We start from the raw sequence: 15971 nt of genomic DNA on the forward strand, positions 1-15971 counted from the left end.
AAAGATAGGGATTTCTTATATTTGAGAACAATGGGAAAACAGAACAACTGGCTGATCATGACCATGATCGTTTCGATCTGTGGTTGTGCGCCGCAACCATACAAGGTTACCAACAAAGTTTACCGCAAACAGGCCAAAGCACTGTCCGGCGTGATCCGGCAGGAACCGGGTAATATTCCGGTGAACGCAGCACCTGTAACAGACTGGTGGGCTGGCACCACTAACTTCAACCTGCGGAAGCCTAATTTTGTGATCATTCATCATACGGCACAGAATTCCTGTGAGCAAACCCTGCGCACTTTTACGCTGGAACGTACACAGGTAAGCGCGCATTATGTGATCTGCCGGAACGGTACCATTCATCATATGCTGAATGATTACCTGCGTGCCTGGCATGGCGGTGTATCCAAATGGGGCAGTGTAACAGACATCAATTCGTCTTCTATTGGTATTGAGCTGGACAATAACGGCAGCGAACCTTTTGACTCCATGCAGATCCGCAGCCTGATCGTATTACTGGATACCCTCAAACACCGCTATAATATCCCGGCAGATAATTTCATCGGCCATGGAGATATTGCGCCTAAACGGAAGGTAGACCCGAGTGTACTTTTCCCCTGGGAGCAACTGGCCAAAAAAGGTTTTGGGATCTGGTACGGGGATACCACCAATATACAGGTGCCGGAGCCTTTCTGCGTGCCTATGGCATTGCGGCTGGTGGGGTATGATGTGAAGGATACAACAGAGGCGGTGCAGGCCTTTAAACGGCATTTTATCCCTGCGGATTCCCTCAGTACCAAAGGTGCGCTGGATGAAGCGGGGCGAAAGATCCTATATAGCATTATTAACCGGTAAAAAAGCCCTTCGGGGCTTTTTTACTTATATTGCAACAGCAATTTTGATAAAAATGTCGATGATCAACATAGCAGAACGCCACAAATTTATCCTTAGCAAACTTTATGAGAAAGGTTACGTGAACGTAGTAGAGCTGTGTAAAGAATTAGATGTTTCCGGGGTAACTATCCGTAAAGACCTGAAACTGCTGGAAGATAAATCTCTCTTATACCGCTCTCATGGCGGTGCTACCGTACAGAATCCCTATACGAACGATAAACCCGTGAATGAAAAGGAGAAGATCCGGCGGGAAGAAAAGAACAATATCGGCAAAGCCGCCGCGTCCCTTATCGTTCCGGGAGATGCTATCATCATTGCTTCAGGTACCACTGTACTGGCATTGGCCAAACATATACAGCCCCGGGGCCCGCTCATGATCATTACCTCAGCTTTGCATGTAGCCCTTGAACTGAACCGTTTCCACGATATTGAAATACTCCAGCTGGGTGGTGTGATCCGCAACAATTCCTCTTCTGTGGCAGGGTCCTATGCAGAAAAGATCCTTAGCGATTTTTCCTGCAGTAAACTGTTCCTGGGAGTAGATGGGATTGATGTGGAGTTCGGCCTTACCACCACCAATATCGGCGAAGCGCATCTTAACCAGCAAATGATGGCTGCTGCACAGAAAACCATCGTACTCGCCGATTCTTCCAAGTTCGGAAAACGCGGCTTCGGCAGGATCTGCCGTTTGGAAGATGTGGATCAGATCATTACCGATAAAGGGATCTCAGAGCACATGGTGAAGGTGCTGGAAGATATGGGTATTGAAGTGGTGATCGTGTAACTATTCCATTAATCCATCCGCTCCCTTCTTACGCACCTGCAATACCACATGCCGGATATTCTTCCTGTCCGCCGTATAAGTGATATGCACCAGTTCATCATCCGTTTGAATAACGGCAGGGTAGCTGAATTCACCCTTATCCCCGTTCTCAAGGGAGAAGATGTTCTTCCATGTTATACCATCTTCAGAAGCAGCCACATACAACCGGCTTCTGCCTTCCCACCATTCCTGCCCTTTGAACAGGGGATTATACACCAGTACCTTGATGCCGTTCTTCAGTGTCAACGCATCTGTACCTGCATTGGGATTGGGTAACGTGGTGAGCTTTAAAGGCCCCCAGGTGGCGCCATTATCTTTAGACCAGCATTCCACCAGGAAGTTGTGGCGGCTTCTGCTGATCAGTTGCAGGGAATCATGCGGATACTGCAATATGCTGGGTTGTATCACGCTGAAGGTGTCGTTGCTGATGGGGATGCGGCTCCAGTGCTGCCCGTTCTTATCTGATTTTTCCAGGTGTATATGCCATTCCTTTTCGTTGAGGCTTTCAGTGCTGGAAGGGTAGAGGATATCGCCGTTCTGTAACTGAAGGGGTTTGTTCTTGATCGGGCCAAGCATACCGTCCGGTAATTTCTCCGGTTTGGACCATGACTTGCCGTTATTAGCAGAAGTCATCATCATGCCCCACCATTCCCGCGGGTTCCTGCCTACTTTATAAAAGAGGAACAGTTTGCCTGCTTTGGTTTTAAAGAGTACCGGGTTCCAGCAGGGATAACGCAGGGTATCGTTGATGATGCCATTAGCGATCTCTTTCGGCGTACCCCATTTCCCCTCTTCATTCACGGCTATCCAAATGCCCACGTCGCTACTGCCTTCATGTTTCCCTGCAAACCAGGCTGCCATCAGGCGGTTGCTGCTGATAGCGGTAATAGTAGATGCATGGCAGGCTTCAAAGGGTGGATCAGTTACGATCATTACCCTTTTATCCAGTAATGCACCAATAGATTGAGCACCCGCAGATAAAGAAAGGAATAAGAAAAAGGCAGTAAGGCCGCGTGTCATCACTGTTCCGGATTATTGAACCCCTAATATAAGCATCGGGGAATAATTTCTGTTCTGTATTTAAACAGTTTATCCAGTTTGCGGCGTACAAAAAGACTGTTGGCAAGGTCTCCCAGCCAACCCAGGGGAATGCGGTAGTGGACAATGTCCGTCATTTCCACACCGCCGGGTATCTCTTTAAAATGATGCTGATGATGCCAGAGGCTATATGGCCCGAAGCGTTGTTCATCTACAAAAAAACGGTTCTCTTCCACATGTGTGATCTCCGTCATCCAATACACCTTGATGCCGAGCATGGGTTTAAGGGAATATTCAATGATCTGGCCGGGATAGATCCGATCACCATGGGCCTCACTTTTAACGGTGAAGCCCATGTTCTTCGGAGTAATATGTTGTAAGTTGTTAGGATCGCTGAAGAATTTCCAGGCCTGTTCCAAAGTAACAGGCATCACCTGTACTGACTTGATGCGGTAAGTGCGGGACATACCGTAAATCTACCACAATCCTAACAAACCGCCGCGTTGTTCCATCTGAAAATAATGGCCATTAACCAACCACCGCGTGCCTCTGGTGCAATGGAACGATACCCGGTGGTTTTGTCCGTTAAACGTATGGAAGCCATCAGCTGACCTTTGGGCAGTTCTTTAGCGGTATACACAAATTGCAGGTCGTCCTGTTTCAGCTGCAGCAGCTCTTTTACCGGGATGATCATACCGGAGTGTTTGCCGCTTACATCTTCAAATTTCCATTCTTTGATAATATTCCCTTTGGCATCTTTCACCGCAATCTTACGGCCGTTGCCTATCTGGCCGCAATGGCTGTAATGGAACACCAGTTTGTCGTTGATGTTGGACTTGTCCAGCTGCAGCTGTTTCAGGTCAAAGGCATCATTTACATGTTTTTCAAGGATCAGCTTATTATTAAGGTATACCTTGAAATAATCTCCGCCAGCTTTTGCCTGGATGGAGAATATGCTGAGGCAGATAATAGCCAGGGCTGCTGCCTTTCCGGGGATGTTGGTGAGTGTTTTCATGATGTGTACGTTTTATACCACAAAACAAGGCAAATGCAGTGGGAGTAAGCAAAAGCTTTGATGATATGCACCTTTTTCTTGACATGCTGCATTTTTTATTTTGATTATTCGAATAGTCTATATAATTTGTAGACTTAATCCCAAAACAATTAAACATGTCAAACACACCATTACGATTTGAAACATTGCAAGTACATGCCGGTTATCAGCCTGATCCAACCACCAAAGCGGCTGCGGTACCCATTTATCAGACAACATCTTATACGTTCGATGATGCTAATCATGCAGCAGATCTTTTTCAGCTGAAGCAGTTCGGGAATATTTACACCCGCATCATGAATCCTACTACGGATGTGTTCGAGAAACGTGTAGCAGCATTGGAAGGCGGTGTAGCCGGTTTGGCCACGGCATCCGGCCAGGCGGCACAATTCATTGCTTTGCACAACATCCTCCTGCCCGGGGATAATTTTGTTACTTCCTCTTATTTGTACGGCGGTACCTATAACCAGTTTAAAGTGAGCTTTAAAAGGATAGGGGTGGAAGCCCGCTTTGCTGACCTGGACAATGTGGCCAGTTTTGAAGAGAAGATAGATGCCCGCACCAAGGCTATCTATGTGGAAACCATTGGCAATCCCGGTTTTGCCATCCCTGATTTTGAAAAGATAGCTGCCCTGGCAAAGAAACATGATCTGCCCCTGGTGGTGGATAATACTTTCGGTGCGGCAGGTTATTTATTCCGTCCGCTGGAACATGGCGCCAACATTGTGGTACAGGCTGCCACCAAATGGATCGGCGGGCATGGCAACAGTATCGGCGGCGTGATCGTAGATGGTGGTAATTACAACTGGGGCAATGGTAAATTCCCGCAGTTCACAGATCCTGATGAAGCTTATCATGGTATGCAGTTCTGGGATGTTTTCGGGGCCAATAGTCCTTTCGGGAACATTGCCTATATCATCCGTGCAAGAGTAACAGGGCTGCGCACATGGGGCCCTTCCCTGGCACCACAGAACTCCTTCCTGTTCCTGCAGGGCCTGGAAACACTTTCCCTGCGTGTACAGCGTACCGTAGAGAATGCACTGGCACTGGCGCAATGGCTGGAAAAACATCCTAAAGTAGCTTCCGTGAACTATCCCGGGCTGCCTGGCAACAAGTATCATGAACTGGGTAAAAAGTACCTGAAAGTTGGTTTTGGTGGGGTGCTGTCCTTTAAGATCAAGGGAGGAAAAGAGGCGGCAGATACTTTGGTACAATCCTTGCAATTGATCTATCACCTGGCAAATGTAGGCGATTCAAAAACGCTGATCATTCATCCTGCCACTACCACGCATCAGCAACTGAGCGAGGCGGAGCAGAAAGCTGCAGGTGTAGAGCCGGGATTGCTGCGTATTTCACTGGGTATCGAACATATTGATGATATCAAAGGTGATCTGCAGCAGGCTTTCGATAAAATATAAATTCACTAGGTACATGAATAAAAAGAGGTGTTGCAGGTCTTGCAACACCTCTTCGTTTTTTTATTTTTCTTTCATCCACACCACTTTCTGTTCCGGCGTATTTTCCTGCCCTATGATATCCTTGTAGAGGGCCGGGTTCCTGGCTTTCTTATACCGGTATCCTCCGGCCTGCTGCAATTTTTCAGGTGTGATGGTGGCTATCACATAATCATTATCCAGCTTGCGGCATTCTGCAATGATATCTCCGAAAGGATCGAGGATCATGGAGCAGCCGTTCTTCAGCTGGTCATCGTCCATACCGATCGGGTTGGAGAATACTGCATAGATGGCATTGTCGTAAGCACGGGCGGGCAGCCATTTCATCAGCCATGCACGGCCCTTTAAACCATCAAATTCCTGGCGCAGTGAAGTTGGATCGTTATACCGGTTTGCCCATAATGCAGGGTCTACAAAACCGGCGCCGGGCCTGGTGGAAGGTGTACACATGGTTACGTGCGGCATAAAGATGATGTCTGCACCCAGCAGGGTGGTAGCCCTTACATTTTCGATGATGTTATTGTCGTAACAGATCAGTATACCACATTTCCAGCCGAGGAGGTCAAACACCACGTACTCATTTCCGGGTGTGAGATGCGGATTGATGAAAGGATGCAGCTTGCGGTATTTGGCTACCAGGCCGTTCCTGTCCACACATACATATGCTTTGAATAAATTATCGTTGGCATCTTTTTCAAACAGTCCGGCCAGGATCACAATATTCAGCTCTTCCGCGATCGCTGTGAGCGTTTTTACACTAGGGCCATCCGGTATGAACTCTGCTGTATCCAGCATTTGCGAAACATCCAGGTGGCGGGCGAAAGTATAACCGGTGACGGAACATTCATGAAAAGCGATCACATCTGCGCCATCTGCCGCCGCCTTTTGAGCCAGTTCCCGTATCACGGAAAGATTGTATTTCTTATCGCCACTGCGGTTTTCAAACTGCGCCGTAGCTATCTTGAGCGTTTTCATCCGGCTAAGCTAAGCATTGTTGACCAGTCATCCATAAACAGCTGTGAGAAATAACTTTCTTCACTTATCTTGACCTCATTAATTTTAAAATTGTATGATAAAGTACGCTACTCTTACTTCCGCGATGATGGTGATCGCGATGTTATCCCATGCACAGGATGCAGCCACTGTTGTGATCAGTCCTGACCAGCCTTTGTCCGCCAAAAACACCGACCTGCGCAAACAGGTATATGAATGGAGCAAAGCACAACTGAACAGCGATGATTACAAAACAGTGAAAGCGCATCCTTCTGCTGCGGTGTTCCCCGGTAAAATAAAGGAAGGGGCAACACCTGTAACCAAAACGGTGCATATCACGCATAATAAGATCAGCGATACGCTGGTGCCTGTGGTGTCCCGTGTAAACTATGCGCAACCCTGGAATGACAACCTTTACAGTACCGGCTTGTATGCAGCCCCGGGCGCATACATTGAAGTAACGGTGCCGAAGGAATTACTGGATAAAGGCATCGGCATCCAGGTAGGTGCGCATTCAGATAACCTGAACCAATGGGTAGCAGGTAAAGAGGACTGGCGGCGTATGCCCCTTATTGTCAGAAAGCAGGAATTAAAAGCCGCTACTACAAAGATCGCCTCTCCCTTTGGCGGTCTCATTTATGTGACCACATCTCCCAGGAAAGATTCCTGGGCCGGCGATGTAAAGATCGGCCATGCCATTGAAGCACCTTTGTATCGTGCAGGTATTACCACACCGGAAGAATGGAAAGCACAGTTGCAGAACAATAAGGCACCCTGGGGAGAACTGGCTACGGAAAAGGTGGTGCTCACCATTCCTGATTCTGTGCTGCAGCAGGTAACAGACCCTGCCTACGTGATGAAGATCTGGGACCTGATCATTGGCGGAGAAGCAGAACTGGCACAGATTCCGCAACCCTATTACCGTCCGCAGCGCATGGTGATAGATGAACATATCGGCGGCGGTTTCATGCACAGCGGTTATCCTGTAATGATCCATCATTCACCCTCCCGCCGGATGTTGTCTGCCGATGTGATCGCTGACCCGCTCAAACTGATGGTAGGTAGTAAAGGCGGCGCCAACTGGGGCTTCTTTCACGAAATAGGGCATAATATGCAGAACCTGGACTGGGTATTCGGCGGAACTACGGAAGTAAGCTGTAATTTCTTTTCCCTGTATATGTTCGACCGTTTATTAGGAGGAAGGGATGATGCACATACCGGTATCTCCAATAAAGAAACGCAGGATATGATGAAGAAATATTTCGGTGAAGGGGCTGATTATGAAACATGGAAGAAGAACCCTTTCCTGGGACTGATCATGTTCCGCCAGCTGCAGGAAGCATTTGGATGGGAAACGTTTAAAAAGTTCTTCCGGGAATGCCACACGCTGGCGGCTATAGATAAGGCCGGCACTTATGCTAAAACAGATGTGCAGAAGCGGGATCTCTGGGCGGGCTTATTTTCCCGTGCAGCAGGCCGCAATGTGGCACCCTTCTTTGAGAAGTGGGGCATTCCCATCAGCGATGCGGTGAAGAAAGACCTGAGCAGTCTGCCGGAATGGATGCCTTATAATTTCCCGCCACAGCAATAGGAATTATTTGTATTTTGGTGCTATTCCACAAAAATGAAAACATGAAAAACTTTCTGACGCTCATTATGTTTAGTTCTTTCCTCAATGTGGCAGAAGCGCAAACAAAAGACGAAGCTGCCGTAGCACAAGCTGTAGAATCATTGCGTAAAGCCATGATAGATGCTGATAAAGCCAGCCTGGAAAAGATCACCGCGCCTACTTTAAGTTACGGGCATTCCGGTGGTAATATTGAAGACCAGGCTACTTTCATCGGCAACATCTCCAGCGGTAAATCTGATTTTGTAACCATGGACCTCTCCGCGCAAACCATTACCGTAACAGGGCAGACGGCCATTGTAAGGCATACGCTCAGCGCACAGACCAACGATAATGGCAAAGCCGGTACGGTGAACCTTTATGTGATGCTGGTGTGGGGCAAAGAGGGCAAGCAGTGGAAACTGATTGGCCGGCAGGCAGTAAAGATCCCTGAAAAGAAATAAAAAACTATGGGCATGAAGCAATTCATGCCCTTTTTTATGTTTTCAGTGCAAACGGTTGCATTGACTAAATCCCCACGTTATGAAAACACTGATCCTGATCGGTTGTTTGCTGCCCGGCGTAACATACGGACAGGCAGACACGGCTAAACCTGCCCCCAAACCAAAACCTGCAGCCCGGGCTGAAGTACCGGAACATCTGCCGGGAAAAGGGATGGCACAACATGATTTCCTGTTCAGCGGCCAATGGGACACGCGCAAGGATTCCCAGACAGTATACCTGATCCGCAAAGGCCATATTGCCTGGCAATATGCGATCCCCATCAAAGATGCTGCCGGGCAGCTGAATGAATACAGCGATATTCATTTGCTTGCTAATGGCAACGTACTCTATGCTTATAAGACCGGCGCTGCAGAGGTAACACCGGCCAAAAAGGTGGTATGGGACTATAAATGTGCAGCCGGTTCAGAATGCCATTCTGCCCAACCTGTTGGCAGGGATAAAGTATTGCTCTGTGTGAATGGCACACCGGCAAAGGTATTGCTGGTCAATAAGAAAACGAATAAAACAGAGATGGAGCAGATCGTACAAACAGCGAGGCCGGATGATCCCAAAAGCGTACATGGGCAGTTCCGGAATATCCGCATGACGCAGGCAGGCACTTATTTACTCCCTCACCTGAACATGGGTAAAGTGATAGAATACAACCGGCAATGGCAACCCATCCTCACCATTGATGCGCCTTCTGCATGGGCGGCGGTAAGATTGAAGAACGGGAATACGCTGATCAGTGGCAACCAGCATGGCTATGTGAAAGAGGTGAACGCCAAAGGAGAACTGGTATGGGAACTGAATAAAGACGATCTGCCCGGTTTTCCGCTTTATACAGTACACCAGGTAAGCCGCCTGGCTAATGGCAATACCGTGATCTGTAACTGGGGTGGTTTCCTAAGGAAAGAAGACTGGGATAAAGTAGTGCAGCTGATAGAAGTAACACCGGATAAAAAAGTAGTATGGGCTTTACACCAATGGAAAGACCCGGACCTGGGGCCTTCGTCCTGTGTGCAGATCCTGGAGAAAGGAGCGCAGCGGTGAATTATTTCAATACAGGCAAAGAAAGGTATGATGTGTTCATACCTTTTTTTATTTCAATATTGCTGTATAATAACCCAATAATTACTACCTTAACCAGGCACTTTTTTTCCGAAAGATCATTATTCCTATCATCTACGTACATAAGCACATCAAACCAATCGCTATGAAATGGATATCTGCACACCATCCCAAAATTGATAGTATTGCAAGTGCCTGGCTGATCCTCCGTTTTATTGATACTGAAGCAGTATTCCTGTTCGCGCCCCCCGGTGAAGTACTGGATAAAGCAACGACGCTGGGGGCCACACCCTTTAATGTTCCCGGCACAGAACTAACGGCCTATAAAGAATATTGCACCTACGATTATCTCCTGCATAAATATGCACTCAGCGACCCTGCTCTGCAGGAAATAGCGCTGGTAATAAGAGGTGCGGATAAAGACCGGCACGACCTTGCTCCTGAAGCGGCAGGCCTCTGGGCCATTGCATCCGGTATGGCTGAAAACATCAAAGACGACCAGGAGTTACTGCAATATGGCCTGCGCATCTATGATGGGTTATATAGCTGGGCCAAAAAGGGGAGGCCGGAGAAGCATACATATGATTATTCTTCGCTGCGCCTGATGGAAGTATTTCACCAGTTCCTCTCTCTCAAATACAGTGAAAGATTGGAGCAGCCGAAATGGATGACGGAGATGAAGTCAATCGTGCAGGACCAGATAGATACTAATCTCACCATGGATGTAAAGGCCTTATCCCGCCACCTGGATGTGAATCCGGCTCATCTTTCCCGGGAATTCTCCCATTACTGGGATGGGCTTAAATTTGGCGAATACATGCGTAAGCTGCGGATAGAGAAAGCGCTGGCACTGATCCATGAACAGAAATACACTTTAATAGAGATCGCTTACATGACGGGTTTCTCCGACCAGACCCACTTTGGCCGTATTTTCAGGGATTATACGGGTAAAACACCTTCCGGTTATCTGAAAACCCTGCCGCCCCAGCCAGAATAACTGTTTCATTTCTTGTAAAATTTGAATTATATTGATAGGCAGACAATCGTTTGCGTATTACAGACCACGTATGAAATCCCCTAAGCATGCTCCAGATCAACTATTCATTACAGCCACATCAACTGGCCGGGCCCTTGCAGCAATTCTGGCAACTTTCCGCCGGCAAGATCCTTCACATCGAAAAAAACTATGATCCTGCACAGGGCGCACCGGTATTTACCCGCGAAGGAAAATACACCACCCGCGGCTGGACGGAGTGGACGCAGGGTTTCCAGTATGGTTCTGCCATCCTGCAGTTTGATGCTACCGGCGATGATACTTTCCTGGAAATAGGTCGGCAGAAAACAATAGCGTCGATGGCTCCGCATGTGAGCCATACCGGCGTACATGATCATGGCTTCAATAACGTAAGCACCTATGGTAATCTCCTGCGCCTCATGAAAGAAGAACGGATCCCGTATAATGAATGGGAGCGGCACTTCTATGAACTGGCGCTGAAAGTTTCCGGCGCAACGCAAGCCGCACGCTGGACACCCATTAAGAACGGCGGCTTCATTTATTCCTTCAACGGCCCGCATTCCCTGTTTGTTGATACAATGCGCTCCTGCAGGATCCTGATGCTCAGCCACCGTTTGGGGCATTTGCTGCAGGGAGAAAACGATGTGAGGACGGACCTGCTGCAACGTGCCATTCAGCACATGAAAGCTACGGCAGACTTTAATATCTATTATGGAGAAGGCAGGGATAGCTATGATGTTGCAGGCCGCACAGCGCATGAATGTATCTTCAATGTAAAAGATGGTAACTTCCGCGCACCCAACGCACAACAGGGTTTCTCCGGCTTCACTACCTGGACGCGCGGCCTTGCATGGGCCATGCTGGGTTTTGCAGAAGAACTGGAATTCCTGGCAACGGAACCCGCCGCAAAGGAACACCTGCCCTGGATGGAGAAAGCAGCTAAAGCTACCTGTGATTTTTACATCGCCAATACACCCTCGGACGGAGTGCCCTACTGGGATACCGGCGCGCCGCATCTTGCCCATTTTGAAGGATACCTGGACCAGCCTTCCAACCCTTTCAATCCCTTTGAACCAGTGGACAGCTCTGCTGCTGCCATTGCGGCACAGGGCCTGATCCGTTTGGGCAGGTACCTGGGAGAAGGCAAATATTTCCAGGCAGGCCTCACGGTATTGCATACACTATTACAGGCCCCTTATATCAGTACGGACGCAGAACACCAGGGGCTGCTATTGCATGCCATTTATCATCAGCCTAACGGATGGGACTACACGCCTCCGGGCAGCAAGGTGCCTTACGGGGAAGCCTGCATGTGGGGCGATTATCACATCCGCGAGCTGGCCCTTACTGTACAGCGCCTGATCAGGAACGAACCTTATTATACGTTCTATAACTGTGTGTTATGAACTTAAGCAGGCTCTGTGTACATACCATCACTACAAAACCTTTAAGCATTGAAGAGGCGGCAAAGTGCTACAGCCGGGAAAACATCCGGGGCATAACGGTATGGCGGGATGCGCTGGAAGGAAGGAACATACGGGCAACGGGGAAGATGCTCAGGGAAGAAGGCCTGGAAATAGTTTCTTTATGCCGTGGCGGCTTTTTCCCACATCTTACAGCTGCAGGAAGGAAAGACGCGATCGATGATAATTTAAAAGCAATAGAAGAAGCGGTTGCATTAGGTGCCCCGATGATCGTACTGGTATGCGGCGCTGCAAAAGGGCAATCCCTGGAAACTTCGCGGGAGCAGATCAGGGAAGGGATAGCTGCTATAGAACCTTATGCAAAAGCAGCAGGTATCAGACTGGCAATAGAACCCCTGCACCCCATGTATGCAGATACGCGTTCTGCTATCAATACGCTGGCACAGGCCAATGATATGGCGGAAGCGTTTGCCTCTCCCTGGGTGGGTGTAGCAGTGGATGTATATCATCTCTGGTGGGACCCTGCATTGCAGCAGGAGATCGAACGCTGCGGCAAACACCTGTTTGCCTTTCATATCTGCGACTGGCGCATTCCTACACGGGATATACTGCTGGACCGCGCTTTAATGGGAGAAGGTTGTATCCCTGTTGCGCAGATCCGTGAATGGGTGGAAGGAACGGGCTTTAATGGTTTCCATGAAGTGGAGATCTTCTCCACGGAATACTGGTCCGGCGATCAGCAGCTTTTCTTACAAAAGATCAAACACGCATATCTCCATCACTCCTGAAATTCATACAAGATGACAAAGGTTCACCGCATCGGTATTATCATGAATGGCGTCACGGGACGAATGGGAACGAACCAGCACCTGCTGCGTTCCATTGTACCTATTATACAACAAGGCGGCGTAAAGATCAGCGATACTGAATACATACTGCCTGAACCTGTGCTGGTAGGCCGCAATGCTGCACGGCTGCAACAACTGGCAGAAAGAACAGGCATTCCGCTTGCTTACACAACGGACCTGGACAGCCTGCTCAGTGATCCCAGGCACAGTATCTATTTCGATGCACAAACTACAGGTCGCCGCGCGGAAAGTATCCGCAAAGCGGTAGCCGCAGGCAAACATATCTATTGTGAAAAACCGGTAGCTGCGGATACCGCTACGGCCTTATCATTATACGAACTATGCAAAAACGCGGGCGTTAAACATGGCGTGGTACAGGACAAATTGTGGCTGCCGGGCATGTTGAAATTAAAGCGCTTAATGCAGAAGGGTTTCTTTGGACGCATATTATCCGTGAAAGGAGAATTCGGCTACTGGGTGTTTGAAGGCCATTCCATTCCCGCGCAACGCCCTTCCTGGAATTACCGCAAAGAAGATGAAGGCGGTATTATACTGGACATGCTTTGCCATTGGCGTTACGTACTGGACCATCTCTTTGGTAAAGTGAAAGCAGTATCCTGCCTCGGCGCCACACATATTCCTGAAAGGATAGATGAACAGGGTAAACCTTATGTATGCACGGCAGACGATGCTGCATATGCCACCTTTGAACTGGAAGGCGGCATCATCGCACAGTTCAATTCTTCCTGGACAACCCGCGTACGCCGCGATGATCTGCTCACCATCCAGGTAGATGGTACACATGGTTCTGCCGTAGCCGGTTTGCGGGAATGTTATGTACAGCACTACGGGCATACGCCCAAACCGGTATGGAACCCTGATATTGAACAGCCTGTAAAGTTCTTTGATGGCTGGGCAAAAGTACCGGAACAGGAAGTGTTTGAAAATGCATTCAAAGTACAATGGGAACTCTTCCTGAAACATGTGGTGATAAATACCCCTTTCCCCTGGGACCTGAAGGAAGGTGCCAAAGGAGTACAGCTGGCAGAGAAAGGGATGGAAAGCTGGGCAAAACGTTGTTGGATAAATATTGACCCCTTATGAGAAAAACAGCACTCATTACCGGCGGAAGCCGGGGCATAGGATTAGGCATTGCTATCCATCTTGCCCAACGTGGTTTTAACCTTGCGATCAATGGTGTGAGAGAACAGGATGCTGTAGCAGATACCATTACGCAGTTGAAGTCGTATGGCGGAGAGGTGATCTACTGCCGTGCGGATGTTGGAAATGCAGGGCAGCGCGCGGAGATGTTGCAGCAGGTATCAGATCACTACGGCACCCTGCATGTACTGGTGAACAACGCAGGTGTTGCGCCCAAAGAAAGAAAAGATATCCTGGAAACAACAGAAGAAAGTTTCGACCGCCTGATGAATATGAACCTCAAAGGTGCCTTCTTTCTCACACAGGCTGTTGCGAACAGGATGATAAATCAGCAGGAGGGATGCATCATCAATGTATCTTCCATTTCTGCTACAGTAGCCTCTGTAACAAGGCCTGAGTATTGCATCTCAAAGGCCGGCCTCAGTATGATGACGCAGCTGTTCGCCGTACGTTTAGGCGCACATCAGATACCTGTGTATGAAATAAGGCCGGGCATCATAGCCACGGATATGACAGCCGGCGTAAAAGAAAGATACGATCAGCTGATCGGCAACGGCCTGCTGGTACAACCCCGCTGGGGATTGCCGGATGATGTGGGGAAAGCAGTGGCCATGCTGGCTGCCGGAGACCTGCCTTATTCAACAGGCCAGGTGATAATGATAGATGGCGGATTGACCTTACCACGTTTATAAATCTTTGTTATGCCCGAAGAAAAGAACTCCACGAGAAAAGAACTGTTCCGCCTGCCTGTTATCGTAGCTGCATTGGGCTACCTTGTTGATATGTATGACCTCTTCCTGTTCAGTGTGGTACGTGTTCCCAGTTTACAGTCATTAGGTTTACCTGAAGAAGAAATGTTGGGTAAAGGAGCTTTGCTCCTGAATATGCAAATGGCCGGTCTGCTCATCGGCGGGATCATCTGGGGGGTGCTGGGTGATAAAAGAGGCCGCCTTTCTGTGTTGTTCGGCTCCATCCTCATTTATTCACTGGCTAATATTGCGAATGGTCTTGTGCAGTCCGTTCCGCAATATGCCCTGATGCGCTTCATTGCAGGCATAGGGCTGGCGGGAGAACTGGGGGCAGGGGTAACACTTGTTACCGAAGTACTGCCTAAACGCATCAGGGGATATGGCACCACCCTGGTTGCCACCCTTGGGGTCATTGGGGCTATCCTGGCGTACTTTATGGCCGATCTGTTCCAGTGGCGCATCTCTTATTTTATTGGCGGAGGATTGGGCTTATTATTGCTTGTGCTGCGGATGCGTGTTTTTGAGTCGGGCATCTACCTGCGCACAAAGGCCATGCAAGTATCCAGGGGAAATTTTCTTTCGCTCTTTACACACAAAAAGAAACTATTGAAATACCTGCAGTGCATTGCAATTGGTTTGCCGATCTGGTTTGTGGTAGGCATACTGATCACCTTCTCGCCGGAATTCGGCAGGGCCATGGGGCTTAATATGCCTATAGTGGCAGGTAAAGCAGTAATGCTGGCTTTTGCGGGGCAGGTGGTGGGAGATATTGCCAGCGGCCTGTTCAGCCAGTTCTTTCACAGCAGGAAAAAGATCATTGCTTTGTTCATTGGTATGTCTGCCATTATGGTAGGCATTTATCTTTTGCTGCCCTTTAAAGAAGCGAACACTTTCTATATTGTATGTGTGCTGCTGGGCTTTGCCAATGGTTACTGGGCTTTGTTTGTAACAGTAGCGGCAGAATTATTTGGTACCAATCTCCGCGCAACGGTAGCTACTACCGTTCCTAATTTTGTGCGGGGCGCCACTATTCCTTTAACGATCTTATTCCTATGGCTGAAGCAGTATTGGGGGATCCTGAACAGTGCAGGTGTGGTGGGACTGCTTACTGTTTTGCTGGCAGTGATTGCACTATGGTGGATGGATGAAACATTTGAAAAGGACCTCGATTACCTGGAATAACAACTGTCCGTCTTCGAACAAAATTGTGCGGGATCGCACAGGAAAAGAAGAAGTATGGTGCTGATAATGAATTGGTTAGTGCTTGGCATTATACTTGCCTGCCTCAACGCATTAACGTTAGCGAAATTTTATAACCCTGACAACCCCAAAGATAT

At 48.6% G+C, this 15971-nt stretch carries 16 protein-coding genes; 12 read left to right on the forward strand and 4 right to left on the reverse strand.

Annotated elements, in window-relative coordinates; genetic code table 11:
* Positions 1–30: 30 nt before the first annotated feature.
* Together BUR42_RS04655 and BUR42_RS04660 are read left to right on the forward strand one after the other, a co-directional pair.
* On the forward strand, positions 31–855 hold the full coding sequence (locus tag BUR42_RS04655) for an N-acetylmuramoyl-L-alanine amidase (RefSeq protein ID WP_074238117.1): 825 nt from the start codon (positions 31–33) through the stop codon (positions 853–855).
* A gap of 52 nt (positions 856–907) precedes the next feature.
* Positions 908–1678: a DeoR/GlpR family DNA-binding transcription regulator gene (locus tag BUR42_RS04660; protein WP_317044463.1), complete on the forward strand. Its 771-nt coding sequence runs from the start codon at positions 908–910 to the stop codon at positions 1676–1678.
* On the opposite strand, the gene BUR42_RS04665 is transcribed toward BUR42_RS04660, so the two are convergent.
* The 3 genes from BUR42_RS04665 to BUR42_RS04675 are packed head-to-tail and all read right to left on the reverse strand — an operon-like array spanning position 1679 to position 3770.
* Entirely contained in the window at positions 1679–2737 is a 1059-nt protein-coding gene (locus BUR42_RS04665) for a sialidase family protein (protein WP_074238119.1), read from the reverse strand. It abuts the gene before it with no gap.
* Between the two features lie 23 nt (positions 2738–2760).
* Positions 2761–3222, reverse strand: coding sequence for an SRPBCC family protein (locus tag BUR42_RS04670; RefSeq protein WP_074238120.1), 462 nt, complete (start codon positions 3220–3222; stop codon positions 2761–2763).
* A gap of 20 nt (positions 3223–3242) precedes the next feature.
* Complete coding sequence (locus BUR42_RS04675) at positions 3243–3770, reverse strand: hypothetical protein (protein ID WP_074238121.1); 528 nt, start codon at positions 3768–3770, stop codon at positions 3243–3245.
* A 155-nt stretch (positions 3771–3925) separates the two neighbouring features.
* On the opposite strand from BUR42_RS04675, the gene BUR42_RS04680 reads away from it, so the two are divergent.
* Complete coding sequence (locus tag BUR42_RS04680) at positions 3926–5227, forward strand: O-acetylhomoserine aminocarboxypropyltransferase/cysteine synthase family protein (protein WP_074238122.1); 1302 nt, start codon at positions 3926–3928, stop codon at positions 5225–5227.
* Positions 5228–5287: 60 nt separating this feature from the next.
* Here the strand turns inward: BUR42_RS04680 and BUR42_RS04685 are convergent, their stop codons facing one another.
* The gene (locus BUR42_RS04685; RefSeq protein ID WP_074238123.1) at positions 5288–6238 is read right to left on the reverse strand and encodes a nitrilase family protein; all 951 of its coding nucleotides are present in this window, start codon (positions 6236–6238) and stop codon (positions 5288–5290) included.
* Between the two features lie 94 nt (positions 6239–6332).
* Here BUR42_RS04685 and BUR42_RS04690 point away from each other — a divergent pair, with 94 nt between their 5' ends.
* The 9 genes from BUR42_RS04690 to BUR42_RS04730 all read left to right on the forward strand — a co-directional run bounded on the left by BUR42_RS04690 (position 6333) and on the right by BUR42_RS04730 (position 15816).
* On the forward strand, positions 6333–7847 hold the full coding sequence (locus tag BUR42_RS04690; protein ID WP_084185400.1) for a M60 family metallopeptidase: 1515 nt from the start codon (positions 6333–6335) through the stop codon (positions 7845–7847).
* A gap of 41 nt (positions 7848–7888) precedes the next feature.
* Positions 7889–8326, forward strand: coding sequence for a nuclear transport factor 2 family protein (locus BUR42_RS04695; protein ID WP_074238125.1), 438 nt, complete (start codon positions 7889–7891; stop codon positions 8324–8326).
* Positions 8327–8405: 79 nt separating this feature from the next.
* Entirely contained in the window at positions 8406–9419 is a 1014-nt protein-coding gene (locus BUR42_RS04700; protein ID WP_074238126.1) for a beta-propeller domain-containing protein, read from the forward strand.
* 163 nt (positions 9420–9582) lie between these two features.
* Positions 9583–10434, forward strand: a complete 852-nt coding sequence (locus tag BUR42_RS04705) for a chromate resistance protein ChrB domain-containing protein (protein ID WP_074238127.1) — start codon at positions 9583–9585, stop codon at positions 10432–10434.
* A gap of 86 nt (positions 10435–10520) precedes the next feature.
* Positions 10521–11858, forward strand: a complete 1338-nt coding sequence (locus BUR42_RS04710) for a glycoside hydrolase family 88 protein (protein ID WP_074238128.1) — start codon at positions 10521–10523, stop codon at positions 11856–11858.
* The gene (locus BUR42_RS04715; protein ID WP_074238129.1) at positions 11855–12664 is read left to right on the forward strand and encodes a sugar phosphate isomerase/epimerase family protein; all 810 of its coding nucleotides are present in this window, start codon (positions 11855–11857) and stop codon (positions 12662–12664) included. The genes BUR42_RS04710 and BUR42_RS04715 overlap by 4 nt, the downstream gene beginning before the upstream one ends.
* A 12-nt stretch (positions 12665–12676) precedes the next feature.
* Positions 12677–13828: a Gfo/Idh/MocA family protein gene (locus BUR42_RS04720; RefSeq protein WP_074238130.1), complete on the forward strand. Its 1152-nt coding sequence runs from the start codon at positions 12677–12679 to the stop codon at positions 13826–13828.
* The gene (locus BUR42_RS04725) at positions 13825–14577 is read left to right on the forward strand and encodes a 3-ketoacyl-ACP reductase (RefSeq protein ID WP_074238131.1); all 753 of its coding nucleotides are present in this window, start codon (positions 13825–13827) and stop codon (positions 14575–14577) included. The genes BUR42_RS04720 and BUR42_RS04725 overlap by 4 nt, the downstream gene beginning before the upstream one ends.
* 9 nt (positions 14578–14586) lie before the next feature.
* The gene (locus tag BUR42_RS04730) at positions 14587–15816 is read left to right on the forward strand and encodes an MFS transporter (protein WP_074238132.1); all 1230 of its coding nucleotides are present in this window, start codon (positions 14587–14589) and stop codon (positions 15814–15816) included.
* Positions 15817–15971 lie beyond the last annotated feature (155 nt).

The organism is Chitinophaga niabensis (assembly GCF_900129465.1).
In the GTDB taxonomy this organism is placed as follows: domain Bacteria; phylum Bacteroidota; class Bacteroidia; order Chitinophagales; family Chitinophagaceae; genus Chitinophaga; species Chitinophaga niabensis.

Excerpts from the sequence above, each read along its gene's own strand:
- BUR42_RS04690 (WP_084185400.1), top strand. The coding sequence starts at position 6,333 with ATGATAAAGTACGCTACTCTTACTTCCGCGATGATGGTGATCGCGATG.
- BUR42_RS04700 (WP_074238126.1), top strand. The coding sequence starts at position 8,406 with ATGAAAACACTGATCCTGATCGGTTGTTTGCTGCCCGGCGTAACATAC.
- BUR42_RS04725 (WP_074238131.1), top strand. The coding sequence starts at position 13,825 with ATGAGAAAAACAGCACTCATTACCGGCGGAAGCCGGGGCATAGGATTA.
- BUR42_RS04680 (WP_074238122.1), top strand. The coding sequence starts at position 3,926 with ATGTCAAACACACCATTACGATTTGAAACATTGCAAGTACATGCCGGT.
- BUR42_RS04665 (WP_074238119.1), bottom strand. The coding sequence starts at position 2,737 with ATGACACGCGGCCTTACTGCCTTTTTCTTATTCCTTTCTTTATCTGCG.
- BUR42_RS04710 (WP_074238128.1), top strand. The coding sequence starts at position 10,521 with ATGCTCCAGATCAACTATTCATTACAGCCACATCAACTGGCCGGGCCC.
- BUR42_RS04730 (WP_074238132.1), top strand. The coding sequence starts at position 14,587 with ATGCCCGAAGAAAAGAACTCCACGAGAAAAGAACTGTTCCGCCTGCCT.
- BUR42_RS04660 (WP_317044463.1), top strand. The coding sequence starts at position 908 with ATGTCGATGATCAACATAGCAGAACGCCACAAATTTATCCTTAGCAAA.
- BUR42_RS04685 (WP_074238123.1), bottom strand. The coding sequence starts at position 6,238 with ATGAAAACGCTCAAGATAGCTACGGCGCAGTTTGAAAACCGCAGTGGC.
- BUR42_RS04715 (WP_074238129.1), top strand. The coding sequence starts at position 11,855 with ATGAACTTAAGCAGGCTCTGTGTACATACCATCACTACAAAACCTTTA.
- BUR42_RS04705 (WP_074238127.1), top strand. The coding sequence starts at position 9,583 with ATGAAATGGATATCTGCACACCATCCCAAAATTGATAGTATTGCAAGT.
- BUR42_RS04720 (WP_074238130.1), top strand. The coding sequence starts at position 12,677 with ATGACAAAGGTTCACCGCATCGGTATTATCATGAATGGCGTCACGGGA.
- BUR42_RS04670 (WP_074238120.1), bottom strand. The coding sequence starts at position 3,222 with ATGTCCCGCACTTACCGCATCAAGTCAGTACAGGTGATGCCTGTTACT.
- BUR42_RS04695 (WP_074238125.1), top strand. The coding sequence starts at position 7,889 with ATGAAAAACTTTCTGACGCTCATTATGTTTAGTTCTTTCCTCAATGTG.
- BUR42_RS04675 (WP_074238121.1), bottom strand. The coding sequence starts at position 3,770 with ATGAAAACACTCACCAACATCCCCGGAAAGGCAGCAGCCCTGGCTATT.
- BUR42_RS04655 (WP_074238117.1), top strand. The coding sequence starts at position 31 with ATGGGAAAACAGAACAACTGGCTGATCATGACCATGATCGTTTCGATC.